The 20,800-nt window shown below is 48.2% G+C and carries 16 protein-coding genes and 2 tRNA genes; all 18 read right to left on the reverse strand.

The annotated features are described in order from the left end of the window. Positions 1-39: 39 nt before the first annotated feature. The 18 genes from AC5S3R_RS08375 to AC5S3R_RS08460 all read right to left on the reverse strand — a co-directional run bounded on the left by AC5S3R_RS08375 (position 40) and on the right by AC5S3R_RS08460 (position 20,794). Positions 40-1,302: a glycosyltransferase family 4 protein gene (locus AC5S3R_RS08375; RefSeq protein ID WP_494266567.1), complete on the reverse strand. Its 1,263-nt coding sequence runs from the start codon at positions 1,300-1,302 to the stop codon at positions 40-42. A 120-nt stretch (positions 1,303-1,422) separates the two neighbouring features. Further along, positions 1,423-2,433, reverse strand: coding sequence for a glycosyltransferase family 2 protein (locus AC5S3R_RS08380; RefSeq protein ID WP_494266568.1), 1,011 nt, complete (start codon positions 2,431-2,433; stop codon positions 1,423-1,425). 66 nt (positions 2,434-2,499) lie between these two features. Then, positions 2,500-4,062 (reverse strand): hypothetical protein, encoded by a 1,563-nt coding sequence (locus tag AC5S3R_RS08385; protein WP_494266569.1) that lies wholly within the window; start codon positions 4,060-4,062, stop codon positions 2,500-2,502. A gap of 174 nt (positions 4,063-4,236) precedes the next feature. After that, positions 4,237-6,120, reverse strand: coding sequence for an asparagine synthase-related protein (locus AC5S3R_RS08390; protein WP_494266570.1), 1,884 nt, complete (start codon positions 6,118-6,120; stop codon positions 4,237-4,239). Between the two features lie 46 nt (positions 6,121-6,166). Next, positions 6,167-6,241: transfer RNA gene (locus AC5S3R_RS08395), tRNA-Thr, on the reverse strand. Positions 6,242-6,287: 46 nt separating this feature from the next. Then, positions 6,288-6,362, reverse strand: a tRNA-Thr gene (locus AC5S3R_RS08400). Positions 6,363-7,381: 1,019 nt separating this feature from the next. Further along, positions 7,382-8,839 carry an O-antigen ligase family protein gene (locus AC5S3R_RS08405; protein WP_494266571.1) on the reverse strand — a complete coding sequence of 486 codons (1,458 nt, stop codon included), beginning with the start codon at positions 8,837-8,839 and terminating at the stop codon, positions 7,382-7,384. A 113-nt stretch (positions 8,840-8,952) separates the two neighbouring features. Continuing rightward, a complete protein-coding gene (locus AC5S3R_RS08410; protein ID WP_494266572.1) occupies positions 8,953-10,230 on the reverse strand; it encodes a glycosyltransferase family 4 protein in 1,278 nt (425 codons plus the stop codon). Positions 10,231-10,326: 96 nt separating this feature from the next. Continuing rightward, positions 10,327-11,574, reverse strand: a complete 1,248-nt coding sequence (locus AC5S3R_RS08415) for a DegT/DnrJ/EryC1/StrS family aminotransferase (protein ID WP_494266573.1) — start codon at positions 11,572-11,574, stop codon at positions 10,327-10,329. Further along, positions 11,567-12,067 (reverse strand): acyltransferase, encoded by a 501-nt coding sequence (locus tag AC5S3R_RS08420; RefSeq protein ID WP_494266574.1) that lies wholly within the window; start codon positions 12,065-12,067, stop codon positions 11,567-11,569. Before AC5S3R_RS08420 ends, AC5S3R_RS08415 begins: the two co-directional genes overlap by 8 nt. Beyond that, positions 12,064-13,062, reverse strand: a complete 999-nt coding sequence (locus AC5S3R_RS08425; RefSeq protein ID WP_494266575.1) for a Gfo/Idh/MocA family protein — start codon at positions 13,060-13,062, stop codon at positions 12,064-12,066. The genes AC5S3R_RS08420 and AC5S3R_RS08425 overlap by 4 nt, the downstream gene beginning before the upstream one ends. Before the next feature lie 111 nt (positions 13,063-13,173). Further along, positions 13,174-14,322 carry a sugar transferase gene (locus AC5S3R_RS08430; protein ID WP_494266713.1) on the reverse strand — a complete coding sequence of 383 codons (1,149 nt, stop codon included), beginning with the start codon at positions 14,320-14,322 and terminating at the stop codon, positions 13,174-13,176. A 202-nt stretch (positions 14,323-14,524) separates the two neighbouring features. Beyond that, on the reverse strand, positions 14,525-15,502 hold the full coding sequence (locus tag AC5S3R_RS08435) for a CpsD/CapB family tyrosine-protein kinase (RefSeq protein ID WP_494266576.1): 978 nt from the start codon (positions 15,500-15,502) through the stop codon (positions 14,525-14,527). A gap of 88 nt (positions 15,503-15,590) precedes the next feature. Then, positions 15,591-16,472 (reverse strand): ExeA family protein, encoded by an 882-nt coding sequence (locus tag AC5S3R_RS08440; protein WP_494266577.1) that lies wholly within the window; start codon positions 16,470-16,472, stop codon positions 15,591-15,593. Between the two features lie 9 nt (positions 16,473-16,481). Continuing rightward, the gene (locus tag AC5S3R_RS08445; RefSeq protein WP_494266578.1) at positions 16,482-18,080 is read right to left on the reverse strand and encodes a GumC family protein; all 1,599 of its coding nucleotides are present in this window, start codon (positions 18,078-18,080) and stop codon (positions 16,482-16,484) included. A gap of 10 nt (positions 18,081-18,090) precedes the next feature. Then, positions 18,091-19,320, reverse strand: a complete 1,230-nt coding sequence (locus AC5S3R_RS08450; RefSeq protein ID WP_494266579.1) for a hypothetical protein — start codon at positions 19,318-19,320, stop codon at positions 18,091-18,093. Between the two features lie 120 nt (positions 19,321-19,440). Beyond that, on the reverse strand, positions 19,441-20,097 hold the full coding sequence (locus AC5S3R_RS08455) for a polysaccharide biosynthesis/export family protein (protein WP_494266580.1): 657 nt from the start codon (positions 20,095-20,097) through the stop codon (positions 19,441-19,443). 55 nt (positions 20,098-20,152) lie between these two features. Next, entirely contained in the window at positions 20,153-20,794 is a 642-nt protein-coding gene (locus AC5S3R_RS08460) for a UpxY family transcription antiterminator (RefSeq protein ID WP_494266581.1), read from the reverse strand. Positions 20,795-20,800 lie beyond the last annotated feature (6 nt).

Here is a 20,800-nt window from a genome sequence, read left to right on the forward strand (position 1 = left end):
ACTCATTGTTCGTTTAACAAACGCTGTGCATTCCCGCAGCTAACCTTCACTCACATCTGTCGGGACGGTACGCTGCCCCTGCTTAAATACCTTGGGGACTGCATTCGCTTTTAACAATCCAGAATATGTGTGCAGCAGAATTCTGCTCACTTCTTTCCATGAGTGCTTAGCTTGCGCCATAGTCTGGATTTCTGTACGTAAATTGCTTAGGTTCTTATAGAGTGGGCTTGAAAAGTATTGCTCGATTGCCCTTGTCAAATCTTCAGAGTCACTTGCACGAAAGAGAAATCCGTTTGCCCCTTCGATAATGTCATCTTTGAATGAGCCGATATCAGCAGCAAGCACAGGCAATCCAAAACTCTGACCAAGAAACAAAACTCCGCTTTGATAAATGTCGCGATACGGCAAAACAATGGCATCGGCGGCTTTGAAGTATATTTCCACTTCGGAATCAGGAATGAAATCGGCTCTCACAATCACCTTGCTTAAGAGCGAGTCATTCTTAATCTCCGTTTGAATCGCGTTCCAATATTCTTCACAGCCATCCGGTCGCCCTGCAATTAGTAGTCGATAATGGCCATCATTAGCTTGAATTTTCCGAAAGGCCAAAATCAGATAGTCGAGCCCTTTATATGGAGTGATTCTTCCAAAAAAAAGAAGCACTTTTTCGCCATGCTGTATGTCTAGTCTTTTCCTGGCTTCAACTGGTGTCAACGAGGAATGCGGTACAGCATTGTTAATGCCAAATGGAATAACTGTAACTAACTTATCAGGGACATCAAACTGTTCAATCAACTCCGACTTCATCTTCTGGGTATGCACAAATAAATGATGAGATAGTTTGTATTGAAGACCTAGCGTGAGCCTATTAAGAACACTATCTTTGTTATCACGCTTTCCCTCATTTACATTATGCACAGTAAAAACAATCTTCTTCCCCAAAATCCTGTAGTACAGCATAAGCAGCGTGCGGTCGAATATCTCGAACTTATTGTTCCAGAGTATATGGAATATCTTTGGTCTTGCTTTCGCTGCGTAAGCTACGAGACGGATGTAATACTTGGAAATGCGCAGCGTTTTACTCAAGATGCTCGCATTGGATTTGGTGCTTCCCCGCAGGTTCAGAAAATTCAGTGACGGAGAATCTCCAAACTCGGGGAAAATCAGCTCATCGCTCCCAATCATCTCCAATGACACTCCGTCAGCTAGCAGCGCGTCTGTAAGTCCAAATACATAAGGACGGTCGCTTCCACCTGTAAGGAGGGAAATCGACATCATTGCAGACGACTCAAGCGCGTCCATAGCTGTTCCTTGTGCTGGTCTCATTTTTTATGCGGGTATAAAAGAGGGAATGCCGAGAATTGTTGATACGTCAGGCAATGACTTAATCTCCAGGAGAAAAGTCTCAATCTCAAAAGAACGCTAAGAAACGTGCCGCTTCTCCATCTGGTACATGACTCCATCCCAGTATCTTTCGTATGTCGCTCTGTACTGAGGAAGTGTCATTTGCACCCACTCTGCGGCCTGTAAACCGAAGATTGGTTTTATCCACGCGTACTTCCAGCGAAGCCGCGGCTCGTTCAGTTGACCACCGAATTCGTGAGCCAGACTATCCGCTTGCGCAGCAAGATCTGGCCGGCTCGGGAAAAAGGCGTCATACCAATTCTGCAGATACGTCACACAGGCTTTGCGAACCCTCTCGCTCTCTTCAAGCGAGCGAAGATATTGGATATGTAGCTTCATTGAAGTTAATAGCGATTCCTTCTTGCGGTCAGAACTTCCAATGAAGCTGATGCAGTTACCGCCCGCCGCCCTATAGTAGACACCAGTTTCAGGAACAAATCTGGTACCTTCCGAAGCACACAATACCCTGGCAAAATACTCCCCATCTTGGTCGAAGTGAAGTTTTTCGTTCCAGGGCCCCGCAGCCTCGGCCAATTCCCTGCTTACCAGGTAGGTTGCATTCTGCATATGCAGGTTGTTGTTCAGCTTACGAAACAACCATTCAGCGGGAGAGAGACTTTCGCAGAGCGGACTGCTAATAAATTGAGCCGACTTGGTACGGAAGTAGAATCGTGCCCACGGAGAAGAGAGCAATACCCGCTTACTGTCTCCTGACTTTAGTGAAGTTAGCTGTCGTTCAATTTTGTCAGTAGCCAGAACGTCATCTGCATCCAGCTCTTGAATATAGTCTCCCCGGCTGATGCGATAGCCATAGTTCACTGCTGCTGACTGTCCTTGATTCTTTGTCTGAACCAAGGTGATCTGCGTGCCAAAACTATTTGCAATTTCTGCAGTTCGGTCCGTCGAACCGTCATCAATCACGATGACCTCTTTATATGGCCACGTTTGACGAACCGCAGATTCAATGGCTTCACGAATCCATCGTTCTGCGTTGTATGCAGGAATCAGTATGGAAACAAATGTTTTCACAAAATGTCCAAATCTTATAGAACTCTAAAATTTGCCCGTACTGGCTACGTCAGTCCTACCTGGACGCTACTGAGCGACCGCTTTTCCTTGAAGAGACGTCGGAGCCGAAGGCGTCGAGTTTACCAGGGGATGTGGATAAGCATACGGAGTGTAGTAGACACTCCAAGTGTTTGTAGGGTTGCATACGTATAACTTGTTCTGGTCTGTGGCCCAATATGCAACTCCAGAAGTATTGCCGCCGGGACCCGCAGTACAGGTCGATGGAATGCTCGCATATGCGCCGTACCCAGTTCCGCTGGTGCCATTAAAGCCGGTAGCGGGAGCATAATAGTCTTGATTCGCCACAATGTTTCCATTCGGACTAGATATAGTTACCAGCGAGCCTGCCCCGCTGTATGTCTCCATCCAAATGTAAACAGGTTGAAGAACTTGATGCGGCCAAACTCCCGTATAAACATTTGGGGATGTATTGTTTTGAACCTTAGGCCAATAGCCGCTCAGCATATCCCCTTGCCCGCGTCCAACCTGGTCCAGGCAAGGATATCCCGTTGCTGCATTCGTATTTCCGTCCCAACTAGATCCCGTCCCATTGAACTTCGTTCCGCAATACCCCCATCCATTCGGAGGAGCACTTTGCGAATAAGTTGTCGTGTTATCACGGTCATCGGTGAACTGTAAGTCGTGTTGCGAATTGCTTACAGTATTCCCCCAGTACAACCCGGTACCAGAGGTAAGAAAGCCCGCTCCATCTGTAATGGAGCCGCCATTTACGCCTTGAACTACGTTCTTATAAAACTCAAACGCCCTGCATCCACGCGCTCGTGCCTGTGAACCCGTCGCATGGCTTTGAAAACCAACATTGGCATTCGCCCCTTCTGCATTCAGGGTGTTATAGCGAATGACGAAGGTGCCGCCCAATTCGCAGTCATTCATGAAACCGTTGTTGAAGGTATTGTTTTCCAGAAAGATGAAGGAACTGCCACCGAAACCGGGTCCAACCGTCCACGGTGTATCCCCATAGCCTGCGTCACTAATGTTATAGATACGAACTCCGTTATAGACCGAGCCAACAGGAGCATCAAAGAGACTGTGGTCAACCACCCCGCTCATAGGCTGATACATACTAAGAGTAAGGTCATTGATATTGATGAAGTGGCAGTGGTCGACCCGGCCTTGTCCCTGCGCGCCTCGCAGACTAACCTCGCCGTTGTAGACGACATTCCCCCCTTTAAAACTCAGTCCTGAAACCCTCGCAACCTGAGTAGAACTGCCCGTCATTGTCACGCTAAGGATCGGATTATTTCCACCTGTGCCCGACTGGCCATCAATAATCTCAGTCGCGTCTGTAAATGTAGCTGGATTTCCCTGGCTGTTGGTTGAAGCAACACTGCTCTGCCCCTGAAGCGTAAACGTATATTGAGTCGAAAAATTAAGGGGCGAGGTCCACGTACAATTACCTGCGGGAATTGCAACAGTCGTTCCGTTAGCGGCTATTTTATTTAATGCGCTCGATACATCAGATTCACTACAAGACGCTGCATTGATAGTCGTTTGTGCCTCTGCTGACGAAAAAGCAATGACAAGCAAAACAAGGAATATAGCTTTTGTTAACAAACGCCGAACAAGCACAGGATAAGACCGTCCTTTCTAGATGTATGAATCTCCCTTGTAAAAATGGCCCTATCACGCAAAAGTAACCAACTGGAAACTATAGTAACAGTTAAAAGGATTTCTTCCTCTTTCTAATTGCAAATATCTATGCAAAATCAGCAGGGGCAGTACAGCTTAAGTAGAATTCCCAATTTAGGCCCCACGCACAACTTCTTCATCGAATGCGTATAAAGATTCATCTTTCGTATCACTGCCGGAATTGTCCACAAATAGCCGATGAATCAGTTCCAGCGTCAACATCTTATGTATCTCTGTTGTGTAATTCCGATTCCCTTTCAGATGTCCCTCAACTGCTGATTCCAAGTTCTTGCGCTCCACATAAGGCCTTGATAGGGTACGCTCATCGAGCAACATATCCCGAACATATCCTGCCAGAGCATTGCGATACCACGTGCGAAAATGGAAAGTCTTATGCCGCCCCATAAATAGATGTTCAAGGTGTAGCGGTTTAAAAAGATAATCCAAACGCGCCAGCCATTGCGGCATTCCTATGTCGTATGCATACTCTGCTTTGAAAAGAAACTCAAGTAGACCGTGAGCAACTGTTCTCTGGATTCGCCCCAGATTACCTCCCACCGCACGGTCAGTTGGGATCTCCGCAAGCCTCCGATTACCATCCGCAATCAGTCTAAGGCAAATATCATTTCCCTCAAATGTCGCAGTTGGTGCTCGGAATATTGTGCGGACAAATTCATTGTCAAGAAACGGTGTCCGCATACAGAGCTGTGTCTGTTCCAGTCCTAATGACCCGTATAAATACCATGGTCCTTGGCGAAAAGCGGCAAATGAAATGGGATGGCAATTGACCACGCTGGCATAGGTTTCAGATGTCCGCTGAATCTGTGCAGAAAAATCTGAAGAGAACACTTCCCCATCGCGCACTCCCGGCTTAAACGCGCGGAAGCCTCGAAGTAGCTCACCGCCATAAAGCCCTGTCATACGAACAGAGGAAATTTCCCGCGCTCTCTCATTTAGATAAAGGTCAGGTGAACGACTCACATCGACCGACCCGTCTCCGATATATATCGTCCTCTCAGCGTAGTCAGCAAACCTGGATAAAAACTCATTTCCTGCTGTCAAAACATGAAATGGCTGTCCATAAACTTCAGCAACGCGGTGTGCCACGCGCACATCTTCATTCTCGTGGTACATGCTACCGAAGGTGTAGCAAGGCAGTGTCCCTGGCGCCGCATCCCAACTCGCAAGAACCATGCGGGTGTCCAAGCCTCCTGTCAGAGACATACCAATGCATTCGGTGCCTGCAAAATAGCGCGGAAAATTATTATTGAAAACCGACCACAGTTTCTCGTAGTAGGCCTCTGGCTCCAGCGTCTCTTGCTCTTCCCACTCTTTCGGATTGAAATAGCTGGCCTTGTCAGTAAGTGCGCCATTACGGAACTTCCACGCCGCTCCGGGAGGAAGAAGCTGAATTCCTTGAAATACAGAACGATTCTCTAAAACTGCGCCGCAGGAAACATACTCGCCAAGGCCCTGATAATCTACGCGCCTCAGTTCAGGGCAAACCGCCAGAATGGCCTTAGCCTCCGCGGCAAAGTAAACTGCATCTTCCGATTCATGATAGTAAAGCCGATGCATCCCATAACGGTCATTGAAAAGCGTCGCTTCGCCGCGCGACAAATCAACGGCCATCCCGTGAAATCGTCCATTAAGGCCAGCAGGAAAAGACGAGGCTTCTTCCCACAAATGAGTTAAATACGACATCCCATCGGAATCAAACTCATGCCCCTGCTGCCGTAGATGCGAGAGCGTCGAAGGGTCAGGAAAATCTTCCCCGGAAAACACCACGACTTTATCCCGCCGCTCATTCCATAGCGGCATGGCCGAGCAGGGCGAGCTTTTGTGGGCAACCCATCCTAAATAAATGCCCTGCGTCTGCTCTGCCCAGGTCCCTGCAACATAGAACTGCTCATGAAGAAGAGCATTCGTCATCCGACGAATCTTCGTGAATGCAACCTTGGGCGATTGGCGGGTAATGCACCCGACGATTCCTGGCATAATTGCGCCTGCTATTGGAAATGTATTTACGAAACGGCGGGAAAACTGGAGCCGGCGGGGGGACTTAAACGCCCCATCTGTCGATTACGATTCGACTGCTCTGTCATTAAGCTACACCGGCCCATCTTAAAAAGAAGATTGTCTATAGTATGTAAGCCACTAAAAATTGGAGCCGGCGGGAGGACTCAAACGCCCCATCTGTCGATTACTATTCGACTGCTCTGTCATTGAGCTACACCGGCCCATCCTGATGCGATTCAACCAAGCACGTCTGGCCACGAGAAATGTAATCACGCTGTGAGGCAGCATTCCCATTAGCCCTTGATGAATCTTCAGCTTGATAGATATCATGCCCTTCAACGTCAGGGGCACATAATAGCGTGGAACTAAAACTTCTACGAATCCATTTCTAATCTTAAACTCGCGAAGCGAGGTATCGCGCTTGTTGTAGTAGTTATACAAACCATACGATAAATACTTCATCTTCTTCTCAACGCAAATCTCCATGACTTTTGCCATGAGTGCATTTGCTGGCCTCATATCGCTCTGGCTTGCCTTGGGAAGAAAGGTCAGGATAGAAGCGATTTCGCCTCGATAGACCAGCTTAACGAAGCCAACCAATTCAGCTTCATGATATGCGCATATGTAATCGCTGCGCTCCAGGAAGTCTTCCTGGTCCCGAAAAACTTCCTCTCGAGTCTTGCCAAAATGTGTATAAGCCTTTCCCTGCCTCACCGAAGAATCGTTATTCAAGGTGACGATATCGTCTAATAGCTGATCGTCCAGGCTTTGCACTCTTACTACCACGCCACGCTTCTGAGCTCTACGCACATTTTTGCGCGTCACTTGCGGAAGCGCCTCCCACCACGCATCAAATGTAGATATGGGAATAGCTGCAACACTTTCATATTCCAACGGGTATTGGTAGTGGGGTTCGATATCAGGAAGCATCTGAGAAAAAGTGAAGATGTCAGAGCGAAGTCGTGCAGCACCTTTCTCCTTCAAAGCGCGCATACAGGATAAAGGGTCTTTGATAGGCGCCGTCATCCACTCTTCTGCATTCACGTAAGCTGTTTTAAGCCATCTACCCCTCTGGGCAATATATGCTCCATCCACGTTGAGTGCAGGAACAGTTACCCACTTTCCTTTAATACTTATTTCGATACTTTCCACGGCCATTCTCTTCCTTGTACAACTCAATCGCTTGGAATTGGATGCTCTGTTGTTTGAATGCGTTCTTGATTCTGTTAATCAGCGCTACTCAGGCTTGTTTGCTCACCTGTAATGTATTCACACTCTGCATGCTGCCTGGCTGTGGAACCGGTTCGCTCATACGCTCTTCAGTAGTTCTCCACACCATGGAAAGAGTATTGCGAACCCGCTTGCTCGAGGATTCCGGGAGTACAAGTGCCCCCATCAGAAATATGATGTACAGCAATCCGCCTTCGAGTGCGGCTTCGGACATGTTATAGAAAACCATTGATGTCCATATTGCCAATGCAAGAACTGCTTGATGAGGCGATGACTTCAGTCGTTGGCACACCACTCGATAACCTGCAAACAGAAATATGCATGCCAGTAAAACACCCACCACGCCCATTTCGAGATAGACCTCAAGATAGCCGTTGTGAGCTTCATTCAAGTGCCCAAGGCCGGAACTATTCCAAAACGATTCCAATCTTGAGCCCAACCAGAAGCTTTGATATCCGACACCAATCAGTGGATTGGTATGCATGCTGAGAAGCACTGTCCAAATTTTTGTACGATCAGTAAGCGTGGGGTCTTTTCCAACAGCTTGCGCCATCTGACCATTCATTCCAAATACAAGATTCAGAACCAGGTACATGCCAAAGAGTGCCGGCGCAATTGCCTTAAACAGTGCGCGATTACGCTGCATCAGTGGGATATGCGCGAAAACGATCATCAAACATCCGAGCACAAGACAGACAGTTGAAGTTGTACTCGATGCAGTTTTCAGAAGCCACACTGTGAGCCCAAAGAATATGGCATTGATGTATAAAATCTGTTTCGTACGCCGCCCCTTCCGTTCATGCCAGCGTGAAGCAGAATCCCAGAAAAAATAGATACCGCTAATCATGCACAAGAGTCCCAGCATGTTCTTGCTTGTCGTTATGCCAACGTAATATCCAACTCCAGACCAATAATCATATTGCTTACCGAGTTCTGGGAAATACTTATCAAGCAAAATAGAGAGTGGAATCGCAAGAATGCTGAACCTACGCAGCACAGTTCTAATTGCTGCTAACGGACGCGGGTCAGATAAAACAACCAGCGCAATCAGATAACTGCACCAGTCACGAACCCAACGTTTAAATACAATGAACGGAAAGTCCGACCATATCGCACTTATCAACTCGAATCCGACAAAAACTGTCAGCGCAATATTCTGCCTGAAAAAGCTTCCCCACTTAAACGACCTTGCAGTTAATACGCCGATAGACAGTGCAATCAGTATTAGAAAGATGACTCTATCAAGAGGATTACCGTCCTCCATAGCCTGTGCGGACATCAACTCTTGGCCGCCGAGCCATTGTGAAGGAAGCCGCGACGAAAGGATAAACAGCCAGATTACTGGAATCCAATTTGCCGGCGAGAGATTCTTCTCTCGTGCAGGGTCCAGATACAGAAACACCCCAACACAGAAGGCCCATAATATTAAAGCAATTGATGGTGGCATTTGTCTGACTATTTGAATCACTTACAAACATTCGCTTAGCCCATTCCGAGCAGCAAATGTGGGAATTCAATAACTAATGGAGTCCCGGTATTCTTCGCGCGGAAGCGGTACCACAAACTACGAAGCCCTGCCTCTTAAACTGCGACCTTTCTATCGGGGCTGAGCAAATCAACAACTAGTCCCACAAGAGATTGCCGCTCGTTTGTCCATCTGTGCGCGAGATACACTTGCTGTCCTCGCTTTGCAGTTGCAATCGCATCCTTGTTATTCAGCGCAATGTGCTCCAGCATTGCAGCCAGGTCCTGCACACTCCCAGGTTCAAAAAAGAAGAGAGAGTCTGAAGCAAAATAATCTTCAATCCCTGTTGTACGTGGAGCAACAACGGGCTTGCCAAGAGCTAAGTACTCAAAAATGCGAGTAGGCGTGTTAATTTGTGTGAATTCGTTCCGCGGATTTGGAATAATCCCCACATCACAGCTTTCAATCTCCTGCGCCAGTTCTTCCAATCTCTTCGGTCCGAGATAATGCACACTATCGCTCAAGCCTAGCTCGTGCACTTTACTCATAACTTGCTCAAGATACGATGTGCTATACCCATATATTCGCAGCTCAGCATTGGCAATTGTCGTTCGCAATTTCGCAAAGGCCTCTACAGCCAGATGCAAACCATTACGATTCTCCAGCAAACCGTGATACATGATGACAAACGGTTGTTCAGGCTGACGAACTGGATAAGACCCCGCTTCACGAAATGGAAAGAGTCTCTCATCCGGAGAATTCATCACAACCCCGATTTTCTCGTCTGAACAACTGCGCCCGCTAAATATGCGTTTGAAAGTAGAACTTACCGTGATCACCAGGTTCACACGCGCAATGCTCCACTTTTCCAGCCAAAGCATAAGACGAACGCCAAAACTGTCCCGGTTCATACCAAAAATCGTCATCATGAGCTCAGCCATTGGATCATGCTGGTCAAGAATCATCTTTGCGCCGAACAGTTTAGGTATTAATCCACACATAACCAGAATGTCTGGCATGTTATGCACGTACACCAGGTCATACTTTTTTTGAAAACAACGCCGCGCAAGAATGGCCGTCGCCACCGAAATAAAAAGAGCGTACTGATAGGCATAGTCCAGAAAGCCACCACGACGGCGACGGATAGGAATCCGTATAACCTCGAGTTCCCCTAGGACCTCCTGCGAGGGAGATTTGCCATTCCCCTCGCAAATCAGGTCCACGTGCATTCCTTCTTGCAGAAGCGCGCTTGCAGCCCTGCGTGGCCGAGGGTCGGCTGGATAAGGAGAGAAAACCACCATTCCGACACGCTTATTCTTCAGATGGAGGTTCTTACCTGTATCTCCCTCTGAGATGCGTTGCAGCGGCATTTCCTCAACAGATATGAGTTGCATATTATCCTTGGTCGCCCTTAACTTCAGGGGTAGAACTGACTTGCATTATTGAATTGGAAGACAGTAATTACCTTTGTGGCGGCTCGAAATCAATCCTTACGCGATTTGGCCAACTTCTAAAGTCGGAGTAATGTCATCCCTCACATCTTTTCCTGGCTGCGCGGAAACGAAAGCAAGTACCTCTCTAACTACACGAGACTGCTGTTCCGAAGTTAGCTGCGGAAACATCGGCAAGGAAAGAATCTGAGAGGAGATTTGCGTTGCGACAGGAAAATCTTCCGACTGATAGTTCAACTCCGAATATGCTTTTTGCAGATGCAGCGGAACCGGATAGTGAATTCCAGTTCCTATCCCCACAGATTTCAGATATTCCATCAGGCCATCGCGGTCATCAACACGAATTACATATAAGTGATATACCGCCCTCGACCATGAGGGTTCATATGGACATTTCACTGCATCCCCATCTACCAGAAGACGGTTATATTCTTCCGAGCAGTCACGACGCAGATTGTTCCATCGTGAAAGATGTGCGAGCTTGGCATGCAAAAGGCCGGCCTGAATCGAATCAAGCCTTCCGTTGTATCCCTCTACGTCGTGGTGATATTTCCTCGCCTGGCCATGGTCTCGAAGCATTTTAATTTTATTGGCCACATTAACATCATTCGTTGTGACCGCTCCTGCTTCTCCACAGGCTCCAAGGTTCTTCCCCGGATAGAAACTGAACGCCGCGGCCTTCCCCATCGAACCAGCCGTCATCCACTGATTCCTTTTCGCCGAGAAGTATTCTGCACCGTGCGCCTGGCATGCATCTTCCACCACAATAAGCCCATATTCTTCCGCCAGGTCAAGAATCGGGTCCATATCTGCCATCTGGCCGTAAAGATGTACAGGCACAATTGCTGTTACTCGCCGATTGCTTCTGCGGCTAACAATGTATCCACCATCATCTCGTGAACACTGCTCTTCAAGATAATGCCGCAGCTTCTCAACTGACATGTTGTAGGTCTGTTCATCTATATCTACAAATTCAGGCAAAGCACCAGCTTGAGAAATCGCCTCGGTCGTAGCAATAAATGTGTGGGGAACAGTAATGACCACATCCCCTTTCTGCACTCCACATGCTATCAACGCAAAACGCAGAGCATCCGTCCCGCTGCTGACTGCAATCGAATGCGTCGTCTTGCAGAAGGCAGCAAACGATTGTTCAAACTCCTCAACGACAGATCCGCCAATAAAACCTGCAGTATAAAGGGCGCGTCGAAAAACTCCTGTCAGCTCTTCCTCCAGTTCTACATGAGGAGTAATGAGATCCAGAAATGGAACACCTTCAGAACTATGCATCGTACTCCTCCACGTTTTTTTGGATATAACGCAAGACTTTCGCGGGATTGCCCACAACAATTGCATCTGGCGGCACGTCTTTGGTGACCACGCTTCCTGCGCCTACAATCGCTCTTTCCCCAACGCTGATATTCGACAGTATTGTTGCTCCCGATCCGATGGATGCACCATTCTTTACGACAGTACATTCCACCTTCCAGTCAGCCTCCGTCTGCAAGCGCTCTCCCCCAGTCGTCGCTCGCGGATAGCTATCGTTGATAAACATTACGCCATGCCCAATAAACACGTTGTCTTCAATCGTGACACCTTCGCAAACAAAGGTGTGACTGGAAATTTTGCACCGTTTCCCAACGGTTGCATTTTTCTGGATTTCGACAAACGCGCCTATCTTGGAATCGTCACCAATCTCGCATCCATATAGATTGATAAATTTCGATAGCCGTACATTTACTCCGAGCTTTACATCTTCTGCGACACAATTCCAAGAGTTCACAGGTAGACCAACTCTCCTCGTTTATTCAATGAATTAGTAGCAGCCTCTAATATCTTGACGACGCGCAATCCAGCGTTGCCGTCATTATGAGGATTTCGTCCGCCGGAAACACAATCGACAAAATAAGACAATTCCTCTCGAAGCGCCTCTACTTGCTCCAATTGCGGAGCCCACATATCGCCTGACCGATAACTCACAAGAAGGTCGTAAACCCCCTCGCGGCTTGTAATCTGTACGCCTTTGTCGTAGAGCTTCACCTTCTCGTCGGCATCCAGATCATTCCAGACAAGCATCCGTTTTTCACCGCCGATGAGTGTCGTCCGAACTTTCACCGGAGACAGCCAATTGACATTGATATGAGCAATTACTTTGTCTGGAAAATAGAGGGTCATATAGGCTACATCTTCGTGCCCATTCAGGTGCCCCTCGCCTGTTGCGACAACAGCCTCCGGGCTCGCCTTGATGAGATAATCCATGATCGATAAATCGTGAGGTGCAAGGTCCCACAGAACATTGATGTCGTGCTGAAAAAGTCCCAAATTGACTCGTGTGGAATCGTAGTAATAGAGATTGCCCAGAGCACCTTCATCAATCAATCTGGAAATTCTCTTTACAGCCCCAGTGAACAGGAAGGTGTGGTCCACCATAATCGTTAAATTCTTCTGCAGAGCAAGATTTACTAGTTCCTCACCCTGTGCAGCAGTGCTCGTAAATGGCTTCTCCACGAATACATGTTTACCGTTCAAAAGAGCGGCCTTCGCTAACTCATAGTGAGTCCAAACTGGAGAAACAATTGCGATCGCATCAATTTCAGGAGATGTAATCACTTCTGATGTATCTGCCGTCACCTTGATGCCCGGATAGGCCTTTTGCGCACGTGCGCGCGCTGCGGGACTTATCTCTGCAATTGCGCATACCTGTGAACCTTCCAAACTCACCAGGTTTCGTACGATATTGGGCCCCCAATACCCGTAACCTATTACACCAAAGTTCATAATATTTTCGCTTTCAGAATTGCCTTCAGCACCGAACTGAAGCCGGAGAGGGTGCGATTAGCCATGCTTATCAATTTAGTTTTGAAGCGTGTCACCTAAAGTACTGCAGGCCTAAAACGCGCCAGCGCCTTTTATTACAGCAAGAGGAGTAAGCAGGAGAATCCTCAGATCAAGCCATAGATTCCATGAAGTCGCATAGCGAAGATCCAGGCGGACCATCTCATCGAACTTTACGCTGCTTCGTCCCATTACTTGCCAGAGTCCTGTAATTCCCGGCTTAACATCCAGTAATCGGCGGCGATGCCATGTTTGGTAAGCTGCAAGCTCGTAAGGAATTGGCGGCCTCGGCCCCACAAGTGACATGTCGCCCCATAGAACGTTCAAAAACTGCGGTAGCTCATCCAAGCTTGACCTGCGCAAAAACTTTCCGAGTGGAGTAACTCTTTTATCGTTTGTGAGCTTGTACACTCGCTCGCCTTCGCCGCTTCGCGACTCTGCCCCAGCTCCAGACTCAATCAAACGCTTCACAAATTCCTTGTGAACACTGGCATCATTGTTCACATACATCGATCGGAATTTGAGGAAAGTAAAGCATCGTCCATATTGTCCAACGCGCTTTTGCCGAAAAAACACAGGCCCTTTCGATGACATTTTTACGGCCAGCGCTATCACCAGAAATGCCGGAGAAAATATAAGCAGCAATAGTGCGCTTCCTATAACATCGATCGCTCGCTTAACTAGCAGCAGCGGCCCCCGCCCCTTGTTGTTGCTCATCAAATCTGGATACAAATTGGGGTTGCTTAAGCGACCTGGCTTGTCATTATCCCAGTCATCAGGAAAGAAGTGGCACGAAATAGTCACCGCTTCAAATTGCTCTGGTGTGAGCTCGTCTCGCAAGGTCGCGCTTACTCGACCAACGATCATCTCTGCCACAGAGTGTTTATCGTTTTGAAGCAGGCCGGTAAATATCACTCCAACAACTGCTTTTTCCTTGTACCACCCAATTACATCGGTATCTCTAACGGATGTCGTCAGAGCCGATACGATTGAGTCAAGCGCGCTGGCAGGCCGGTACACCTTGTCTTGATCTTCCAGTTCTAGCAGCATCAACAAAAACGGAACCATGGTTCGTTCGGTTCGCTTACGCTCAATCGCCATCATCTGTTTGAACGCATCAGCATCAAGGGCTTTCTGGCCGTGTATAACAACGGACTCCAACGCCGGGTTTGCTAGAGTTGACGCATTAGTCTCACTGCGCATGGTAAACACTTGCTCCTCTCTTATTGATTGCCATCCCCATGGATTCACGGCAAATTCCGCGATAATAGCAGCACCAATGAGGTCAGCCGCGGAGGCCCATTTTGCTTTCGGATACGTAAAGGCGATTTAGCTAGATAGATTGTGATATCGATAGCTCGACAGTTATCTATATTTAGGCGGACTTGCGAATAAACCGTAACAGCTACGCTGTACTCGAGGATCCATAGTAGTAGCTCTTATAAACAGTGTTCTTAGAGCAATTCAGCAATGCTCCTATGAGCTTGCCTGGTTCAAACGACTGCAGCGCCGCCGTTAGTTGCTTCTTTTCGGTGACCCCACGCCGCGTAACAAGCAAGATGCCATCTACCATCCTGGCCCATACGCTTGTGTCTGCCAATGGCAAAATTGGTGGAGCATCTACAATAATCCAATCAAACAAGGTGACTAGTTGGTCCATCAGTGGGAGCAACTTGCTTGACTGCAGCAACTCAAGTGGAGTCGAAGGCGATCTCCCTGCAGGCAATATCCACAAATTCGCTTTTTTGAGATGGTACATATTAGAGGGCTGGTCATTGTCCTTCTGCAACCACTCGCTGATACCAGGAACGTGCCCCAGTTCAAACATTTTCACAAGTGTAGGCCTGCGCAAGTCCCCCTCAATCAGCAACACTCTCTCGTCACTGTTGTGAGCGAGAGCACATGCGAGATTGCCCGCTACTGTACTCTTCCCTTCCCTTGGGGTCGAACTGGTAATCAGAACCTTCTTCAATGAACGTGTCTTGCGCAGGTCTCTGAGCCGCACACTCAAAAGCCGGAACGCCTCCGCTTGTGCGCTTTCACTATCAGTCAGTGACACAAGACGACTAGCAGAAGAAGGCGTTATGGGCAGCGACTGCAATTGATTTAACACATTCAGCTGCTCAGGAGTAGACGGAGCCTCGTACACCGGATCATCATTGAAAGAAACTGTTGCTTCCAGCTCTGAAGCCTTTTCGGTAAGCACACTCTCAGCAGTGCTATTTACGGCACCGCTGAACGCCGAAATGCCGTCCGTTTTCCATTTAGGCGTAGCCATATGTTCGACGTGCCGTAAGAGTTCAGTAGCCGCCGTCTGCGCCAGTGGATGATTATCTGCATGTTGCGTCTCAGATCTCAGCAACGCATCGAATATCTGACTCATATCAATTCCTGGGGGGAGAGTTACAGGTACTTTTCCTGCCTATATCACTGCATTTCCTGCAATCTAGCTTATAAGCACGGCAAACAATTTAAGCTGGTCGCGCCACCAATTGACTTACTCGTTTTGCCTCGGCATCTTCAGACGGGCGAGGAAGATCAAGCCGAAGATCTGCAGCCACTTCCTTTATGATTTCCTCTGTTGGATGCTCCAACCCTCTCGCGTATGAGTTAATCAGCGCATTCTCGCAAATGGAATTGATTAAACGGGGCAACCCTTGGGAATAACGATGAACTTCTGCGATGACATTTCGCGGAAAAATCGCTGCTGAAACAGGACATCCGCCGGCAATCTGCAGGCGCTTCTCAATATACTTTTGTGTCTCCTCCATGCTCAGAGGAAGAAGTTGCGTGCGAAACACAATTCTCTGCTTCAGTTGCCTGAGCCCGGCAGAATCAAGTTTCTCATCGAGTTCAGGCTGCCCAACCAACATGATCTGTAATAACTTTCCGTTAGGCGTTTCCAGGTTTGATAACAACCTGATCTCTTCAAGAGTTTCTGCGGATAGATGATGCGCTTCATCTACGATCAGCATAGTAGTTAAGCGCTTTGTGCCGCGCGCCACCAAATACTTATTTAGATCGAATAGCAGTTCACTTTTGTTCTTACCTGAAGCAGGAAGACCTAAATCGAACAGCGTATATTGCAAAAACTCCGTCGGAGAAAGTGTGCTATTAAACAGATATGCATAGGCAACATCTTTGCTCTCTTTTAGAAGTTGCAGTAGGCATCTAAGCAACAATGTCTTGCCTGTTCCGACCTCACCCGTCACCACAACCAGTCCCTTGTGCATTCGCACACCATAGTAGAGCGCTGCAAGCGCCTCGTCATGATGTTTGGTCGCAACAAAGTAGCCCGGGTCAGAAACCAGTTCGAACGGATTGCGATCGAGTTTGAAAAATGTTTTATACATCTCAAATGTCTACTCACGCAGATAGCTGACTGCAGAACCGGCTAGGATGATGCAGAAAACAACTACAGCCGTTGCCCATCCCAATGCAATTCGCATTTTTTCTTTTTGCACTTCAGCAGGAACAACAATTTCAGGAACTTCGGAGATGATTGCGCCGGATAATAACTCTTGAATCTGCGCATCGCTATGCATGCGGTCGTCAGGAAATTCAAACGCGATAACAACCAGGAGACCAAGTGCCACCCCAATACCTAAGCCCATACCGCACATCTTCATGCGATTTGGAGAATCAGGTTTTTGCGGCAAACTCGGTGGATCAATCATCGTAAACCGCTCCCCAGCCTGCATTTGTTCCATGCTGGTCGCCATTTCCGAGTCATTTTTCTTTTTCAGCAGTTCGTTGTAGTTCGCTTGTGATTGATCGTAACCACGCGTAAGATCCGCTAGCTGCTGTTCTATATTTGGCTCCGCATTTAAGCGCGCCTGATATTCACCGATCCTGCCTTGAAGGGCTGCAATCGCACGTTCGCGATTACTGATCTCCAACTGATCTGCTTGCAGTTGGCTCTGCAGTTGCAGAAGAGGCGCATCTTGCACGGGATCAATCGTTGCGTGTACATCGTCCACGTCTTTATGCGCTTTATTTTTCAGGCTCGCAAGCAATTGCTCCCTGGTCTTTTCGGTCTTGGCAATCTCGTCCTTAAGCTCTCGTACTTCTGGATACTGATCGGTGTAGCGCGCGCTGAGGTTTGCAAGTTTCGACTTTAAGGCATCGAGTTGCTGATCGACACCCGTCAACCCTGTCGGCGCTCCCGTGGCTGTATGGGATGTACCTGATGTAGACCGATACTGCGTAATCAGAGACTCCAAATACACACGATGCTGTTTTGCAGTATTGAGTGAATCCTGCTGGCTCTGTAGTTGCGACTGCAATCCTGTAAGAATCTGAAGATTGGCGGCCTGCTGGGATGGCAATTCCCCTTCGTGGACGGACTGGAATGCCTTCACCTTTGCTTCCTGATCAGTCAGACTCGTACGGGCCGTTTCAAGTTGGCTCTTAATAAATTCCGTTGTCTCTTCAGATTGCTGCTGACGCACTTTCGAATTTTCAGCAATAAAGAGGTCTGTCAGCTCAGTCGTTACTTGTTGCGCAATATGCGGATCTTTAGCCGAGTATGAGACTCGAAACGCATTGATAGCCCCACTCTTATCATCGTGGACTAAATCAATATCGATATCCTTGCGCATCAACTCGACCTTTTCGTCTGGCGTATACGCTTTGTGGCCGTCGCTATAAAGATGAAGTTTATTGATAATCAGAAGAAGCCGCGTTCTGCTGAGAATTTGTTGCGTGATGCTCTGCAATCTCGCCTGCAGATCATCGTTTACGTTGGGCGCAACATAGTTACTCGGCATGGTCGGCTGCTGTACCAGTATTAAAGTGCTGGACTTATAGCGCGAAGGAAGAATCCAACTCGCTCCCCACACAATAATCCAGGCCAGAAACAGCGGAACCAGGAAGTGAATATGCCGGCGTCGAACGATGTCCAGGTAGCGGCCAAAATCAAATGGCTGTGCTTTTTCGTTTTCAATGATTTGTTCGGACATTGTCCCCTTGCTACCTTCCCAGTGGACGCGTAAATTGCCACTTCAGCGAAACTGTTCCACGATTGCTGTCGGGATTGTTGTTAATTGCAGCGATTCCAGCGTAACTTTGGTGCAGGCGGTTATAGGCAAAGCTCAAGCTAACCTGACTATTAAATGCATGCTCAAGCACTGCATTTCCTACAATGCTGTGCCCACCAAGCGTGTTCGTGAATAATAGGGGCGTTATTGTATTGTTGTTTGCGTAGCTGGCGTTCACACCCGCAGTCCATGCACGTGAAACTTGCCTGCGCACTGACGCAGATATGCTGGTGGAGAGAAAAGCGCCTGCTAATCCTCCACCGCCAGAGACCTCTCGGGAATAGCTCAGCGCAAAGCTCGTACGAAGTAATTGCGCGCCCACACTTGCCATGAACATCGGCGCGAATCCATTTATCTTCGGGGAAGATGTCTCAGCTATTTCGTAGTATTGAACTCCACCAGTTGCAGAGATCGAAAAGTTATGTTTCGGATAAATTGTGTAAAACGCATAAGCGGCGTGTGTCTGGGTATCGCTTTCGATTGACGATATACTGCTTTGCCCAGCACCTGGAAAAGCATGCACCCACGAATATTGATACGTCACACCGGAATACTGCGCAGCAGAGATACGTCGGTTATAGAAAACGGAGCCGCCGCGTTGATCGGAATTGAACAAACCCTCTGCCTGGCTCGGATTCGGGTAGCGCATCGTTGTAAATGTTCCGGAAGCGCCGACCATTTCACTTGGTCTGTATTGCAGAGAAAACTCCGCACTGACATCGTTGGTGAGAAGACTTGCGAATGGAGCAATAACTCCTTGGCTCACAGTCGGCAACGAACCAGAAATGCTTTCATCAAGAAAAGGCGTAGAAGTTTTATGCAGGGAGTAATTCGCACTGATATTGGCGTGCTTCGTTAGACGATATTGATACGCCAAGATCGCATTCTGTTCTGTCGTATCAAAAGAAGAGGTGGGGCGATACATCATAAAGCCGGGACTATACCTCAGCATCCTATGCTGTCTGGATGTTGTCTGATCGACAATAATCGTCGGCTGGATAGAATAGTTCATTTCGCCAATTGGCTCTGCGCCCGTACCTGGATACAGATTGTCGATATATGAGGTCTGAAGCTCCAGCCAGCCGCTGACATAATTCGACCGCGTCTCACCGGCAGTCACTTTTGGATATGCCTTACTGCTTACGGGAGGAGGAACCTCCATCTGCTCCTGCTCATTCGAAGCCGGAGTAGCTCCCGTTGCACCTGATCCCGATTGGGCCCAGGAAGCAACAGACCAAAAGAACACAAAACTAGCGTACACACACTTAAACATAACCACCTCTCAAGGCACAATGATCGTGTCGTGAGCTTTAAGTGCGACATTCTTACTTACACTTTTTCCCTTGAGGTAATCCTGATAGTTGAAAGCAATCCGGGATTCCCCTCCGCTCGCGTCTTTTCGCAGAACATAAATCCCCTTCTTCTTCGCAAAGTCGCGAAAGCCTCCAGCAACGGCAATCGCATCTACAATCGTTGTGTTTGCGATAAGCGGATAGGATCCTGGTCTTTCAACCTGCCCAAGAACATTAAATTTCTGGCTATTAATCTGCTGTACCATCACCGTAACTTGCGGTTCTGTGATGTAGCTCTTAAGCCTTGTCGAAATATCATCCTCTAATTGCAATGGAGTTCGTCCCGCTGCAACCACTTCTCCAACAAGCGGAAGAGATATCTTCCCATCTGACCGCACAGGAATAGAACGGGAAAGGTCCGGCTCCTTCCACACATTCACCGCGAGAACATCTTCTGCGCCAATAACAAAAGCATCGTCGTGTGGCTTGGAATCAGGCGCAGTCGTGGACCGGGGCACTTCAACCGCCGCTGAAATTGCCTTTTCGCTGCCACCCTGAGCAGCCACAGACACCTGCGCCGACAGAGTGCTGCAAAGTAGAACCAGAGAGCCCGCAGCCCGTAATGTATGATTTGCCAGATTACTCATATCAGACCTTAACTAACTAGCCCTCCTTTTAAGTGGGCTCGCTTCAATTCCTGACTCAACTAACGAAACTAAAATTCTGCCGTTGATTGCGAGAAAAGGCCTGGGCAATGTTTACGACCTTCGAGGCAGGCGCAACCTCCACAGGTACATCCTTATTGGAGGACAGCTCCCTCACGGGCTCTACATCACTCGCATTCACTTCAACCGCAACAGACTGGGCAACCATATTCACAGAAAGAACTAGACGGAAGAGATTCTTCTTCCTGGTCAAAATTCCCTCCATACCCTCAAGCGCACCACGCACAACCCGAACCCGTTCTCCGCATTTCAAAAAAGGATGAGGCTCAACGTGAAAAGGTCCATCAACAACGCGGCGAATCGACTCGATTTCTGATTCCTGAATCTTCGCAACATGCTCGCCGTGATAAAGAATCATGTTCACGCCGGGGGTCGTCACAATCTGCAATTTGCGCTCAAGACCTCCGCGAACAAACACGTAGCAGGGAAACAATGGCAGAGAGAGCGTCTTCTTCCGGTCCTTCCAGATACGAACGGAATCATAGAGTGGCAGGAAGACCTCGAAGCCTTTTGTCGACAGCATATCTGCCACTGTCTTCTCGTGCTGATGACGGGTATAAAGCGCCCACCAGCACACGTCTTCGATCGTTTCGCTTCCAGTATTCGGTAGTGATGACATCCGACT

The organism is Occallatibacter sp. FHG110214_02, assembly GCF_059115385.1.